Origin of the sequence: Pseudomonas guariconensis, assembly GCF_040822035.1 — a bacterium.
GTDB classification, from domain to species: Bacteria; Pseudomonadota; Gammaproteobacteria; order Pseudomonadales; family Pseudomonadaceae; genus Aquipseudomonas; species Aquipseudomonas guariconensis.
The window spans coordinates 4,599,661-4,613,640 of record NZ_CP162012.1; the positions used below are offsets into that span (position 1 = coordinate 4,599,661).

At 60.8% G+C, this 13,980-nt stretch carries 12 protein-coding genes; 1 reads left to right on the forward strand and 11 read right to left on the reverse strand.

All coding sequences use genetic code 11. The features are described 5' to 3' along the window. Positions 1 to 4: 4 nt before the first annotated feature. The 5 genes from tpiA to rlmE form a co-directional block, all read right to left on the reverse strand. Positions 5 to 760: a triose-phosphate isomerase gene (tpiA, locus tag AB1N67_RS21320; protein ID WP_090346765.1), complete on the reverse strand. Its 756-nt coding sequence runs from the start codon at positions 758 to 760 to the stop codon at positions 5 to 7. Between the two features lie 66 nt (positions 761 to 826). After that, positions 827 to 2,167: a phosphoglucosamine mutase gene (glmM, locus tag AB1N67_RS21325; RefSeq protein ID WP_043210097.1), complete on the reverse strand. Its 1,341-nt coding sequence runs from the start codon at positions 2,165 to 2,167 to the stop codon at positions 827 to 829. A 16-nt stretch (positions 2,168 to 2,183) separates the two neighbouring features. Further along, complete coding sequence (folP, locus tag AB1N67_RS21330; protein ID WP_043210099.1) at positions 2,184 to 3,035, reverse strand: dihydropteroate synthase; 852 nt, start codon at positions 3,033 to 3,035, stop codon at positions 2,184 to 2,186. An 8-nt stretch (positions 3,036 to 3,043) separates the two neighbouring features. Further along, positions 3,044 to 4,951, reverse strand: a complete 1,908-nt coding sequence (ftsH, locus tag AB1N67_RS21335; RefSeq protein ID WP_043210103.1) for an ATP-dependent zinc metalloprotease FtsH — start codon at positions 4,949 to 4,951, stop codon at positions 3,044 to 3,046. A gap of 203 nt (positions 4,952 to 5,154) precedes the next feature. Further along, positions 5,155 to 5,781 carry a 23S rRNA (uridine(2552)-2'-O)-methyltransferase RlmE gene (gene rlmE / locus AB1N67_RS21340; protein WP_043210105.1) on the reverse strand — a complete coding sequence of 209 codons (627 nt, stop codon included), beginning with the start codon at positions 5,779 to 5,781 and terminating at the stop codon, positions 5,155 to 5,157. Between the two features lie 102 nt (positions 5,782 to 5,883). Here rlmE and yhbY point away from each other — a divergent pair, with 102 nt between their 5' ends. Next, positions 5,884 to 6,192, forward strand: coding sequence for a ribosome assembly RNA-binding protein YhbY (gene yhbY / locus AB1N67_RS21345; protein WP_023378620.1), 309 nt, complete (start codon positions 5,884 to 5,886; stop codon positions 6,190 to 6,192). A gap of 12 nt (positions 6,193 to 6,204) precedes the next feature. Here yhbY and AB1N67_RS21350 read toward each other — a convergent pair whose 3' ends face one another. From AB1N67_RS21350 to dnaJ, 6 genes are all read right to left on the reverse strand, one after another. Beyond that, the gene (locus AB1N67_RS21350) at positions 6,205 to 6,654 is read right to left on the reverse strand and encodes a hypothetical protein (RefSeq protein WP_052352448.1); all 450 of its coding nucleotides are present in this window, start codon (positions 6,652 to 6,654) and stop codon (positions 6,205 to 6,207) included. Continuing rightward, the gene (greA, locus tag AB1N67_RS21355; RefSeq protein WP_080642091.1) at positions 6,632 to 7,114 is read right to left on the reverse strand and encodes a transcription elongation factor GreA; all 483 of its coding nucleotides are present in this window, start codon (positions 7,112 to 7,114) and stop codon (positions 6,632 to 6,634) included. The genes AB1N67_RS21350 and greA overlap by 23 nt, the downstream gene beginning before the upstream one ends. Further along, positions 7,111 to 10,332, reverse strand: coding sequence for a carbamoyl-phosphate synthase large subunit (carB, locus tag AB1N67_RS21360; protein ID WP_043210112.1), 3,222 nt, complete (start codon positions 10,330 to 10,332; stop codon positions 7,111 to 7,113). The genes greA and carB overlap by 4 nt, the downstream gene beginning before the upstream one ends. 106 nt (positions 10,333 to 10,438) lie before the next feature. Further along, positions 10,439 to 11,575 carry a glutamine-hydrolyzing carbamoyl-phosphate synthase small subunit gene (gene carA / locus AB1N67_RS21365; protein ID WP_043210113.1) on the reverse strand — a complete coding sequence of 379 codons (1,137 nt, stop codon included), beginning with the start codon at positions 11,573 to 11,575 and terminating at the stop codon, positions 10,439 to 10,441. Between the two features lie 320 nt (positions 11,576 to 11,895). Beyond that, entirely contained in the window at positions 11,896 to 12,702 is an 807-nt protein-coding gene (gene dapB, locus AB1N67_RS21370) for a 4-hydroxy-tetrahydrodipicolinate reductase (protein WP_043210115.1), read from the reverse strand. 13 nt (positions 12,703 to 12,715) lie between these two features. After that, positions 12,716 to 13,840: a molecular chaperone DnaJ gene (gene dnaJ / locus AB1N67_RS21375; protein ID WP_043210117.1), complete on the reverse strand. Its 1,125-nt coding sequence runs from the start codon at positions 13,838 to 13,840 to the stop codon at positions 12,716 to 12,718. Positions 13,841 to 13,980: the final 140 nt, after the last annotated feature.

Here is a 13,980-nt window from a genome sequence, read left to right on the forward strand (position 1 = left end):
TTGTTCAGTTTCCTGCGGCGCGACAAATTGCACCGAATTCGTCTGCGTTCAGGGACGCTCCACCAATGAGCCCCCCATCGATATCCGGCATGCCGAACAGTTCGGCCGCATTGGCCGCCTTCACGCTGCCGCCATAAAGAAGCTGCACTTTCGCGGCAACTTCGGCGTCCTGCGCCGCCAGCTGGGCTCGAATGGCTGCATGCACATCCTGAGCTTGCTGAGGCGTCGCCGTCAGACCTGTACCGATGGCCCAAACAGGCTCATAGGCAATTACAGCGTTGGCAAAAGCGGCAACACCGAATTCATCGATGATACTGCTCAGCTGACGCCCAACCACTTCCAGCGTCTTGCCTGCCTCGCGCTCCTCAAGGGTTTCCCCCACACAGAGCACAGGCTTCAAACCACTTGCCTGAGCGGCTGCGAACTTGCGATTGAGCACTTCATCGCTTTCGCCAACGATCTGGCGACGCTCCGAATGCCCGACCAGCACAAGCTTGCAGCCTGCTTCAGCCAGCTGACTCGGCGCAATCTCGCCAGTCAGCGCGCCCTGCTCGGGCTGTACAGCAGAATTCTGTGCGCCGACGGTGATTCCCTTGCCCTGCAACCCATCAATCACTTGATTGATGAACAGCGACGGCGGAAACACCGCGACTTCCACTCCGCTCGGCAAGGCCAGATTGCTCAAGCCTTCGGTCAGCTCAGCGACGCTGGCGCGGGTACCGTGCATCTTCCAGTTACCAGCTACCATGGGGCGACGCATGCTTTACCTCGTCGGTCAAAGTGGGCGCAGATCTTACCCAACCGGATCTGCGCTGGCAAGCCTATTTCAGGCACAAACTTCAGCGACCAATTTGGCCAAGGCTTCGGCATGACCGCGGACCTGGTTTTCGTCGTCGCCTTCGACCATCACTCGCACCAGAGGCTCGGTACCGGACTTACGCAGCAGCACACGCCCGCGCCCGGCCATGGCCTCGGTGACCTTGGCGCTGGCCTCTTGCACGGCAGGGTTCTCCAGTGGGTCCACCTTGCTCGCGCCAAAGCGCACATTGATCAGCACCTGCGGGCACTTGCGCAGCCCCTGGCGGGCCTGAGCAAGCGTCTCGCCCCGGCGCTTGAGCGCCAGCAACACCTGCAGCGCGGCAATGATCGCATCTCCGGTGGTGGTGTGATTGCAGCACACGACGTGTCCAGAATTCTCGCCGCCGAGCTGCCAGTCGCGCTCGAGCAGCTCGGCCATCACATAACGATCACCCACCTTGGCCCGGGCAAACGGAATGTCCAGGTCCTTGAGCGCCAGCTCCAAGCCCAGGTTGCTCATCAGCGTGCCGACCACACCGCCCTGCAGCTTGCCTCGATCTTTCAGGTCGCGGGCGATGATGAACAGCAGCTCGTCACCATCAACGATGGCGCCGGTATGGTCGACCATCAGCACACGGTCGCCATCACCATCGAAGGCGATCCCAAGGTCGGCATGGCCCACCAATACGGCGGCCTGCAGCGACTCGATATGGGTCGAGCCGCAGCCTTCGTTGATGTTCAGCCCGTCAGGCTGGGCATGCAGTACGGTGACGTCGGCGCCGAGCTCACGGAACACGCTTGGCGCCACCTTGTAGGTAGCACCATGAGCACAATCGACCACCAGCTTGAGCCCCTCGAAGTTGGTACTGGTGGGCACGCTGCTCTTGCAGAACTCGATGTAACGGCCCGCCGCGTCGTTGATGCGGGAAACCTTGCCCAGCTTGCTGGACTCGACCACAGTCATCGGCTGATCGAGCAATTCCTCGATCATCAGCTCGACCTCGTCGGGCAATTTGGTGCCTTGGCCGGAGAAGAACTTGATGCCGTTATCATCGTGTGGATTGTGCGAAGCACTGATGACAATGCCGGCCTCTGCATGGAAAGTTCGAGTCAGGTAAGCGATCGCCGGAGTCGGCATGGGGCCGAGCAACATCACATCGGCACCGGCGGCAGAGAGGCCCGCTTCGAGCGCGGACTCGAACATGTAGCCCGAAATCCGGGTGTCCTTGCCCACCAGGACGCGGCAATTGCCCTGCTTGCGGAACGCCATGCCCGCTGCCCACCCCAACTTCAGCATGAAGTCAGGGGTGATCGGGTATTCGCCGACGCGGCCACGGATACCGTCGGTACCAAAGTATTTTCTGCTCATAGGGACTCCAATGTTCTTATTCGGCGTTCTGCACCGCAGTGATCATTCGCACCACGTCGACGGTCTCGGCCACATCGTGCACACGCAGGATGCTGGCTCCCTTGGTCATGGCCAATGCGGCCAGCGCCAGGCTGCCGTAAAGCCGCTCACCAACGGGGCGATCGAGCGTGAGGCCGATCATGCTCTTGCGCGAGACACCGACCAGCAACGGCCGGCCCAGGCGATAGAGCACTTCCATGTGTTTGAAGAGGCTGAGGTTGTGATCGAGCGTCTTGGCAAAGCCAAAACCCGGATCGAGGATGATTCGGTCAGCGGCAATCCCTGCGACGGCGCATGCGGCCATCCGCTCTTCAAGATAGCGCGTCACGTCAGCGGAGACATCGTCGTAATGCGGATTGTCCTGCATGGTGCCCGGCTCGCCGCGCATGTGCATCAGGCACACCGGCAGACCCGTGTCGGCGGCAGCATCCAGGGCACCATCACGCTCCAAGGCCCGTACGTCGTTGATCAATCCCGCACCCAGCCGAGCGGATTCGCGCATGACTGCAGGCGTGGAGGTATCGACCGAGATGATGACGTCGAGCCGGCTGTTGATTGCCTCGACCATGGGCGCCACTCGCTCCAGCTCTTCGGTCGGCGACACCGCTCTAGCGCCGGGACGCGTGGACTCGCCGCCGATGTCGATCAGCGTCGCGCCGGCAGCCACCATCGCCTCGGCATGGCGCAAGGCCTCGTCGCGCTGATTGAAGCGCCCGCCATCGGAGAAGGAATCAGGGGTGATATTGAGGATACCCATGACATGGGTACGGGACAAATCAAGAACCCGGTTGCCGCAAGGCAACCGGGTCGGGTACTGCTGTGAGGTCATAGATGCCCTTAGTGTTGAGCCGCTGGACCGCCGATTGGCGACTCCGGACGATCATCTTGGGAGGCCTGGTTGCCGGAGGTGCCGGCATCATTATCCCAATCGCGCGGTTCACGCGGCGTACGACCGGCCATGATGTCGTCGATCTGATCGGCATCGATGGTCTCGTACTTCATCAAGGCTTCGGCCATGGCGTCGAGCTTGTCGCGGTTGTCGGTGAGGATCTGCTTGGCGGTGGCGTAGCAATGGTCAATGATGCTGCGCACCTCGGAGTCGATCAGCTTGGCAGTCTCACCCGAGACGCTGGCATGCTGGCTCGCCGCACTGCGACCGAGGAACACCTCGCCCTCTTCTTCGGCATACATCAGCGGGCCGAGCTTCTCGGACAAGCCCCACTTGGTAACCATATTCCGGGCAATCTGGCTGGCGCGCATGATGTCGTTGGACGCACCGGTTGTGACGCCATCGAAGCCCAGGGTCATTTCTTCAGCGATACGGCCACCGTACAGCGAGCAGATCTGACTGACGAGCGCCCGCTTGGAAAGGCTGTAGCGGTCTTCCTCAGGCAGGAACATGGTCACACCCAGCGCACGACCGCGCGGAATGATCGAGACCTTGTAGACTGGGTCATGCTCGGGAACGAGACGACCGACAATGGCATGACCTGCCTCATGGTAGGCGGTGTTCTGTTTTTCCTTCTCGGACATGACCATGGTCTTGCGCTCGGCACCCATCATGATCTTGTCCTTGGCCAGCTCAAACTCCTTCATCTCAACCAGACGCTTGCTGGCGCGCGCGGCGAACAGAGAAGCCTCGTTGACCAGGTTGGCCAAGTCGGCACCGGAGAAACCTGGCGTACCGCGGGCGATGACGGCGGCATTGACGTTCTCGCCAACCGGCACCTTACGCATATGCACCTTGAGGATCTGCTCACGACCGCGGATATCCGGCAGGCCGACCACCACCTGACGGTCGAAGCGACCGGGTCGCAGCAGCGCAGGGTCGAGCACGTCAGGACGGTTGGTGGCAGCGATGACAATGATGCCATCGTTCATTTCAAAGCCGTCCATCTCCACCAGCAACTGGTTGAGGGTCTGCTCACGCTCGTCGTGACCGCCGCCCATGCCGGCGCCACGGTGGCGGCCAACGGCGTCGATCTCATCAATGAAGATGATGCAAGGGGCGTGCTTTTTCGCCTGCTCGAACATGTCGCGCACACGGCTGGCGCCTACACCGACGAACATCTCGACGAAGTCGGAACCGGAAATGGTGAAGAACGGCACCTTGGCCTCGCCCGCGATGGCCTTGGCCAGCAGCGTTTTACCGGTACCGGGCGGGCCGACCATCAGCACACCACGCGGAATGCGACCACCCAGACGTTGGAATTTGCCCGGATCGCGCAGGAACTCGACCAGCTCGCCGACTTCTTCCTTGGCCTCATCGCAACCCGCGACGTCGGCCAAAGTGGTCTTGACCTGGTCTTCGGACAGCAGGCGCGCTTTGCTCTTGCCAAAACTCATCGGGCCGCCCTTGCCGCCCGCACCGCCTTGCATCTGGCGCATGAAGAACATGAACACGGCGATGATGACCAGGATCGGGAAGCTGGCCACCAGCAACTGAGTCCAGATGCTCTGCTGTTCCGGCTGTTTGCCTTCAACCACGACATGGTTGTCGACCAAGTCGCCGATCAGGCCATTGTCGGTGATGGCCGGACGAACGGTCTTGAAGTTGTCGCCATCGGTACGCTTGCCGGTGATGACATAGCCGTCGACGGTAACACGCTCGACCTTCCCGTCCTTGACCTGCTGAATGAAGTCGGAATAGTTGAGGGTCTGCGGCTCGTTCGGGCTGGAGAAGTTGTTCATCACCGTCACAAGGACAGCCGCAATGATCAACCACAGGATCAGATTCTTTGCCATGTCGTTCAATTAGCTACCCTCTGAGGTCGGCGCACGACGCAGCCGTGCCTCGCATGATATTCACCGCCCTAACTTACTACATTACCTACGCATCCGCAGGCGCCGTCTGTAACCCTTTGTGAAAGCTAGACTACACGAAGTTCGGACGATCCTGACGGAACCGCCGATTGGAAATAACTATCGGCCGATCCGCAAAACGCCTCTCACGCCCCCTTGAAGCCGCGTCCCAACAGGTACTGCTCACGGGAGCGATCACGCGACGACGACGGTTTGCGCATCTGCACCTTGTCGAACTTGCCACGCACGTCCTTCAGGTACTGGTCGAAACCTTCGCCCTGGAAAATCTTGATCAGGAAATCCCCACCCGGGCGAAGCACGCGGCACGCCAAGTCCAGGGCCAGCTCGCAGAGGAACATGGCACGCGGCATGTCCACGGCGGGCGTACCACTCATATTGGGGGCCATGTCTGAAATCACAAGGTCCACATGCGAATCGCCCACCGCCTCGAGGATCCGTTGCAGCACTTCATCCTGGGTAAAGTCGCCCTGAATGAAGGTAACGTCGGGGATCGAGTCCATTTCCAGGATGTCGGAGGCGATCAGCCGCCCTTGACCACCAATCAGACGACTGGTCACCTGCGACCAGCCACCCGGCGCGGCACCGAGATCGATCACGCTCATGCCGGGGCGGATCAGCTTGTCCTTTTCCTGGATCTCCAGCAGCTTGTAGCTCGCGCGCGAGCGATAGCCATCCTTCTGCGCCTGCTTGACGAAAGGATCGTTGAAATGCTCTCTCAGCCAGTTATGGCTGCTCTTGGAACGTTGCGCCACGGGGCACCTCGATGATTAGCGTCGTGATTGACTGGGCGGAGCCACGGGCCCTCGGGTAAAATGGCCGCCAATTTTACAGAATCAGACGAAAAGGGTCAGATTATGCCGCTCAATAACGAGCAGAAGAAACAATACAAATCGATTGGTCACGACCTGAAGCCGGTCTTGATCGTCGCGGGCAATGGCTTGAACGAAGGCGTCATCGCCGAACTGGAACGCGCACTGACCGATCATGAACTGATCAAGGTCGAAATCCGCTCGGAAGATCGCGAAGAGCGCGCTGCCGCCATTGCCGAACTGTGCAAGGCCGGCCGCGCCGAACTGGTACAGACCATCGGTAAGAAAGCGCTGATCTATCGCAAAAATCCGCAGCCGAACAAGCAGCTGTCCAATATCCACCGTTACAAGTGACGGTGGCTCCGGTCAGTGGCGCGATGGACGCGCCCTGACCGGGACCGGTTGGGCCACCAGCACGATGCCGGAGAAGCCCAGCACTAAAAAGCAGAACATCTGCCAACGCTCACCCACGGAAATCCCGTAGCGCAGCGTGTAATAGCCAACACAGGCACCGAAGCCGAGCAAAAGCATCTGCCCACGGAACTGTCGCCACCAGGCCGCCAGACCGTCTACCCTCGCCAATACCGCCAGCTGGGTCATCAGGCCAAGCAGCGCGACGCCGATCAACCAGCGGTCAATCTGGGCAGCCACATCCTGCACCAACAAGGGCGCAAGGCCCGTCACCTTGAGTGCCGGCACCAATCCCACATGAAAAACCCACAGGCCACCGACCCAGAATACCTGGGCCAGTTGCCAGAGGATGCCCTCAAGGGACGGCGCGCGTAGGCGCCGGTCAGATGTGCTTGACTTCGACAATCTCGTACTCGACCGTGCCGCTTGGCGTGTTGACGACGACGGTGTCACCTTCTTCCTTGCCGATGATGGCACGGGCAATCGGCGCGCTCGCCGAGAGCTTGCCCTTCTTGATGTCCGCCTCATCCTCACCCACGATCTGGTAGGAAACCTGATCGCCGGTCTCAGTGTTCTCCAGGTCCACGGTGGTACCGAAGATCACCTTCCCGGTGTGGGCAATGGTGGTGACATCGATCACCACCGAGTTCTGCAGACGCCCTTCAATATCGCGGATACGCGCCTCGACCATACCCTGCTCTTCACGAGCGGCATGGTATTCGGCGTTTTCCTTGAGGTCGCCCAGCTCCCGCGCTTCACCGATCGCCTGGCTCAGGCGCGGACGCTCGGTCTTGCTCAGGAAGAGCAGTTCCTCTTCCAGGGCGCGAGCGCCCTGGACGGTCATTGGGTACTTGGTAATGCTCATGCTTTGAGTCCTGCGTGCAGATCCTGCAAGCGGCGAACGGTCTTCTCGGGACCGAATTTCAGCGCTTCACAGATGGCTTCACCAGCCGCAATGGTGGTCGTGCAGTAGATCTTGTGCTGCAGCGCATTGCGACGAATCGAGTAGGAATCGGCGATCGACTGACGACCTTCGGTAGTGTTGATGATCAGCGACACTTCGTCGTTCTTGATCATGTCGACCACGTGCGGACGACCTTCGGTCACTTTGTTCACACGGCGCACCTTCAGGCCAGCCGCCTCGATGACCTTGGCGGTGCCTGCGGTAGCAACCACTTCGAAGCCTAGGGCGATCAGGTCGCGAGCGACACCCGCAACCTGCGGCTTATCGTCGTCACGCACGCTGATGAAGGCGGTACCACCGCTTGGCAGCACTTCGCTGGCACCCATCTGGGCCTTGGCGAAGGCTTCACCGAAGCTGTCGCCGACACCCATGACTTCACCAGTGGATTTCATCTCAGGGCCGAGGATCGGGTCAACACCTGGGAACTTCGCGAACGGGAAGACGGCTTCTTTGACGCTGTAGAAGTTCGGAATGATTTCCTGGGTGAAGCCCAGCTCTTTCAGGGTCTTACCAGCCATGACTCGAGCCGCGATCATCGCCAGCGAAGTGCCGATGCACTTGGAGACGAACGGTACGGTACGCGAGGCGCGTGGGTTGACTTCGATCACGTAGATCTTGTCGCCCTGCAGGGCCAGCTGCACGTTCATCAGACCGACGACACCCAGCTCCAGAGCCATTTTCTTGACCTGAACGCGGACTTCGTCCTGCACTTCCTTGCTCAACGAGTAAGGTGGCAGCGAGCATGCCGAGTCACCGGAGTGAACACCGGCCTGCTCAATGTGCTGCATGATCGCGCCGATCACCACGTCAGTACCGTCGCAGACCGCATCCACGTCCATTTCAATGGCGCAGTTGAGGAAGTGGTCGAGCAGTACCGGACTGTCGTTCGAGACCTGCACCGCTTCACGCAGATAGCGCTTGAGCTCGTCCAACTCGTAGACGATCTCCATGGCACGACCGCCCAGTACGTAAGAAGGACGCACCACCAGCGGGTAGCCGATGCCGCCAGCGGCGCTGATGGCTTCTTCTTCGCTGCGCACGGTGGCGTTTGGCGGCTGCAGCAGGCTCAGACGCTGAACCATCTGCTGGAAGCGCTCGCGGTCTTCGGCGCGGTCGATAGCGTCCGGGCTGGTACCGATGATCGGTACGCCGGCTTCTTCCAGGGCGCGGGCGAGTTTCAACGGGGTCTGGCCGCCGTAGTGAACGATGACGCCCTTCGGTTTCTCGACGCGGCAGACTTCCAGCACGTCTTCCAGGGTCAGCGGTTCGAAGTACAGACGGTCGGAAGTGTCGTAGTCGGTGGAGACGGTTTCCGGGTTGCAGTTGACCATGATGGTCTCGTAACCATCTTCACGCAGCGCGAGGGCAGCGTGTACGCAGCAGTAGTCGAACTCGATACCTTGGCCGATACGGTTCGGGCCACCACCCAGGATCATGATCTTGTCACGAGTCGATGGGTTGGCCTCGCACTCTTCCTCATAGGTCGAGTACAGGTAGGCGGTGTCGGTGGCGAACTCGGCAGCGCAGGTGTCGACGCGCTTGTACACCGGGAACACTTCGAGCTTGTGGCGGTGACGGCGCAGGTTCTTGTCGGTGATGCCGAGCAGCTTGGCCAGACGCTGGTCCGAGAAGCCCTTGCGCTTGAGGCGCAGCATGTAGTCCTTGTCGATCGACGACAGAGCCAGGGTCTTGACCTTCTCTTCTTCCTTGATCAGGTCTTCCATCTGCACCAGGAACCACATGTCGATGCCGGTCAGGTCGAAGATCTGCTCGCAGGTCATGCCAGCGCGCATGGCGTCGGCGACGTACCAGATACGCTCGGCGCCTGGCACGGTCAGCTCGCGCTTGAGGATACTGTTGGCTTCCGGGTTGGCCAGGTCGACTTTCGGGTCGAGGCCGCATGCACCCACTTCCAGACCACGCAGGGCTTTCTGCAGGGACTCTTGGAAGGTACGGCCAATGGCCATGACTTCACCCACGGATTTCATCTGGGTGGTCAGGCGGGCGTCGGCTTTGGGGAACTTCTCGAAGGCAAAGCGCGGCAGCTTGGTGACGACATAGTCGATCGACGGCTCAAAGGACGCCGGGGTACGGCCGCCGGTGATGTCGTTCTGCAGTTCGTCGAGGGTATACCCCACCGCCAGCTTGGCGGCGATCTTGGCGATCGGGAAGCCAGTGGCTTTGGAGGCCAGCGCCGAGGAGCGCGATACACGCGGGTTCATCTCGATCACGACCATGCGGCCGGTGTTCGGGCAGATACCGAACTGGACGTTGGAACCGCCGGTTTCGACGCCGATCTCGCGCAGTACCGCCAAGGAGGCGTTGCGCATGATCTGGTATTCCTTGTCGGTCAGGGTCTGCGCTGGTGCAACGGTGATGGAGTCACCGGTATGCACACCCATCGGGTCGAAGTTCTCGATGGAGCAGACGATGATGCAGTTGTCCTTCTTGTCACGGACAACCTCCATTTCGTATTCCTTCCAGCCGATCAGCGATTCGTCGATCAGCAGCTCCTTGGTCGGCGAAAGGTCCAGACCACGGGCGCAGATCTCTTCGAACTCTTCACGGTTGTAGGCGATGCCGCCACCTGTGCCACCCATGGTGAAGGACGGACGGATGATGCACGGGAAGCCCAGGCGCTCGAGCACCGCATTGGCTTCTTCCATGCTATGGGCGATACCGGAGCGCGGGCACTCAAGGCCAATGGCCTTCATCGCCTTGTCGAAGCGCGAACGGTCTTCGGCCTTGTCGATGGTGTCGGCATTGGCACCGATCATCTCGACGCCGAATTTTTCCAGAACGCCGTGGCGCTCCAGGTCCAGGGCGCAGTTCAGCGCGGTTTGGCCGCCCATGGTCGGCAGCAGTGCGTCAGGGCGCTCTTTTTCGATGATCTTGGCCACCGACTGCCACTTGATCGGCTCGATGTAGGTGGCATCGGCCATGGCCGGGTCGGTCATGATGGTGGCCGGGTTGGAGTTCACCAGGATGACGCGGAAACCTTCCTCGCGCAGGGCTTTACAGGCCTGGGCGCCGGAGTAGTCGAATTCGCAGGCCTGGCCGATCACGATCGGGCCAGCGCCGAGAATCAGGATGCTTTTGATGTCTGTACGTTTTGGCATGGTTGTCACTCAAATCCGCGGGTCAGTCGGCAAGCCGTCTTGAACAATCTGGGTCAGGCGCTTCCGGGCGCGGCACTTGCCGCCCCGGGGCCTTGATGCAGGATGCTCAGCGGCGCTTGGCCATGGCATCGATGAAACGATCGAACAGTGGCGCGACGTCGGTCGGGCCTGGGCTCGCTTCAGGGTGGCCCTGGAAGCTGAACGCGCTCTTGTCGGTGCGCTCGATGCCCTGCAGGGTACCGTCGAACAGCGACTTGTGGATGGCGCGGACGTTGCCCGGCAGGGTGGCTTCGTCGACGGCGAAACCGTGGTTCTGGCTGGTGATCATGACCACGCCGGTGTCCAGATCCTGGACCGGGTGGTTGGCACCGTGATGGCCGTGGCCCATCTTGACAGTCTTGGCGCCAGAAGCCAGGGCTAGCAACTGGTGGCCGAGGCAGATACCAAAGACCGGAATATCGGTCTCGAGGATGTCCTTGATCGCCTGGATCGCGTAGTCGCATGGCTCGGGATCGCCAGGGCCGTTGGACAGGAATACGCCATCCGGATTAAGGGCCAGGACTTCGCTGGCAGGGGTCTGGGCCGGCACGACGGTCAGGCGGCAGCCACGGGCAACCAGCATGCGCAGAATGTTCAGCTTGACGCCGTAGTCGTAGGCCACCACGTGATAGGGCAGGTCCGCAGCTTCCAGAGTCGGGTGGCTGTCGGTTGCCAGATTCCACACACTGGAGCGCCATTCGTAGCGTTCCTTGGTGGAAACTTCCTTGGCCAGGTCCATACCCTTGAGGCCTGGGAAGGCGCGAGCAGCGGCGATGGCGGCTTCTTCGCTGATGTTGTCACCGGCGAGGATGCAGCCGTTCTGGGCGCCCTTTTCGCGCAGGATTCGGGTCAGGCGACGAGTGTCGATGCCAGCGATGGCGACGACATTATTGGCCTTGAGGTAGTCAGGCAGCGACTGGGTGTTGCGCCAGTTGCTGGCCAGCAGGGGCAGGTCACGGATAACCAGGCCAGCGGACCAGACACGGTTCGACTCGGCGTCTTCCGGTGTGGTACCGGTATTGCCAATGTGCGGGTAGGTCAGGGTAACGATTTGCTGCGCATAGGAAGGGTCTGTAAGGATTTCCTGGTAGCCGGTCATAGCGGTGTTGAATACCACCTCACCAACGGTCTGACCGTCGGCACCGATAGCTTCACCGCGGAAAATACTGCCGTCGGCAAGGGCGAGTATGGCTGGCTTTGTCAAGAAGACCTCCCGTAAATCAAGCATGAAAGGGCGATCGCAGGTTGCAAAAAAGCGGAGTGACGTATGGACACGTCACCCCGCTTTCATGTGCTGAATTCAATTCGCTGCGCGCTTTTAGTGGACACACTAAAGCTGTAGCTTACAGAAAATTACGTTTTAGGTCTACCGCGTATGTGTCTCTGAAACACAGGAATGCGACAGGCTGACATCGGCGACTCCTTCACGGGTGGCCCGCCCTCCCACAAAAACCGCGCCGCACATCAAAGCGACGCTATTGCTGTAGGAGCGGGCTTGCCCGCGAGGCGCCTCTCTAACTTGCTTTAACGCAGCTCGAGCACATCCTGCATGTCGTACAGGCCTGGCTCGCGCCCCTCCAGCCATAGCGCGGCACGCACCGCCCCCTTGGCGAAGGTCATGCGGCTGGAGGCCTTGTGAGTGATCTCCACGCGTTCGCCTTCAGCGGCGAACAACACGGTATGGTCCCCCACTACATCACCGGCGCGCACCGTGGCGAAGCCGATGGTCTTACGATCGCGGGCACCGGTCTGCCCCTCACGCCCATAGACCGCCACTTCTCCCAGATCACGACCCAACGCCTGGGCAACTACTTCTCCCATACGCAAGGCAGTACCCGAAGGTGCATCGACCTTGTGGCGGTGGTGCGCCTCGATGATCTCGATATCCACCTCGTCGCCCAACACCCGCGCGGCGGTATCCAGAAGCTTGAGGCAAAGATTGACGCCGACGCTGAAATTGGCGGCAAAGACAATCGGAATCTCCTTGCCCGCCTCGGCCAACTGCTCTTTTTCCTCTGGCGTGAAACCGGTAGTACCAATCACCATCGCCTTGCCTGCCTTGCGACAGAAGGCGAGGTTCTTCAGCGTCACCGACGGGTGAGTGAAGTCGATCAGCACATCGAATTCGTCAGCGACCTTGGACAGATCACTGGAGATTTCCACACCGATCCGCCCCAAGGCCGCCAGTTCGCCGGCATCGGCCCCGACCAGAGAGCTGTCCGGACGATCAATGGCCGCCGTCAGGCCAGCCTGGGGCGCCTGTTGCTGCACAGCCTCGACAAGGGTCTTGCCCATCCGTCCCGCCGCGCCCATTACCGCAATACGTCGCATAGCCTGTTCCTTGTCAGAGATCGCCGAAGAAGCGCTTCACACCCTCGAACCAGCCACTGGCCTTGGGCGAATGGGAGCTGTCGCCCTGCAACGAGTCGCGCAGCTCCTCGAGCAGCTCGCGCTGACGTCGACTGAGGTTGACCGGGGTCTCCACAGCCACTCGGCACAGCAGGTCGCCAGCCCCGCCACCGCGCACAGGGGCTACGCCCTTGCCACGCAGACGGAATTGCTTGCCGGTTTGAGTGCCTTCCGGAATCTTGAGCTTGACCCGACCATCGAGGGTGGGCACTTCCAGCTCACCACCCAGGGCCGCATCGGTGTAGCTGATCGGCACCTCGCAGTACAGGTGCTTGCCGTCGCGCTGGAAGATAGCGTGCTCACGCACACTGATGACGACATAGAGGTCACCGGTCGGACCACCATGGGTCCCCGCCTCGCCTTCGCCAGAAAGACGAATGCGATCGCCGGTATCGACACCCGCCGGCACCTTGACCGACAGCGTCTTGTATTCCTCGACACGTCCCTCGCCATGACAGGCGGTGCAAGGATCGGTGATGATCTTGCCTTGGCCATGGCAGCGCGGGCAGGTTTGCTGCACCGAGAAGAAGCCCTGCTGCATGCGCACCTGACCGATGCCGCCACAGGTTGGGCAGGCCGACGGGGTCGACCCCTTCTTCGCACCGGAACCATCGCAAGGCTTGCAGTTGACCAGGGTTGGCACACGGATGCTGACCGTAGTGCCGCGCACGGCCTCCTCGAGGTTCAGCTCAAGGGTGTAGCGCAGGTCGCTGCCGCGCTGCGCACCGCCACGGGAGCCGCCGCGCCCACCACCGAAGAAGTCACTGAAGACATCACCGAAGATGTCCGAGAAGTTAGCGCCACCAAAGCCGGCACCGCCACCACCCATGCTCGGATCGACGCCGGCATGTCCGTACTGGTCGTAGGCTGCGCGCTTGCTGGCATCGGACAGAACCTCGTAAGCCTCGTTGGCTTCCTTGAATTTGTCTTCCGATTCTTTATCGCCCGGGTTGCGGTCCGGGTGGTACTTCATCGCCAGGCGGCGATAGGCCTTCTTGAGGTCACCTTCGCTGGCGCCGCGCTCGACACCCAGGACCTCATAAAAATCACGCTTTGCCATAGGTCATTGCACTCTTGGGGGCATTCGGCGCGTTCATGCGCTTGCTGCGCCACGCCGTCAGCACCTGCCACCACACGATTGCGCCCTGACAGATGCTGTAAAAATTCTCGAATTCCAGACACACCAACGCGGGAGCAAGC

Excerpts from the sequence above, each read along its gene's own strand:
- tpiA (WP_090346765.1), bottom strand. The coding sequence starts at position 760 with ATGCGTCGCCCCATGGTAGCTGGTAACTGGAAGATGCACGGTACCCGC.
- glmM (WP_043210097.1), bottom strand. The coding sequence starts at position 2,167 with ATGAGCAGAAAATACTTTGGTACCGACGGTATCCGTGGCCGCGTCGGC.
- folP (WP_043210099.1), bottom strand. The coding sequence starts at position 3,035 with ATGACCTCACAGCAGTACCCGACCCGGTTGCCTTGCGGCAACCGGGTT.
- ftsH (WP_043210103.1), bottom strand. The coding sequence starts at position 4,951 with ATGGCAAAGAATCTGATCCTGTGGTTGATCATTGCGGCTGTCCTTGTG.
- yhbY (WP_023378620.1), top strand. The coding sequence starts at position 5,884 with ATGCCGCTCAATAACGAGCAGAAGAAACAATACAAATCGATTGGTCAC.
- greA (WP_080642091.1), bottom strand. The coding sequence starts at position 7,114 with ATGAGCATTACCAAGTACCCAATGACCGTCCAGGGCGCTCGCGCCCTG.
- carB (WP_043210112.1), bottom strand. The coding sequence starts at position 10,332 with ATGCCAAAACGTACAGACATCAAAAGCATCCTGATTCTCGGCGCTGGC.
- dapB (WP_043210115.1), bottom strand. The coding sequence starts at position 12,702 with ATGCGACGTATTGCGGTAATGGGCGCGGCGGGACGGATGGGCAAGACC.
- dnaJ (WP_043210117.1), bottom strand. The coding sequence starts at position 13,840 with ATGGCAAAGCGTGATTTTTATGAGGTCCTGGGTGTCGAGCGCGGCGCC.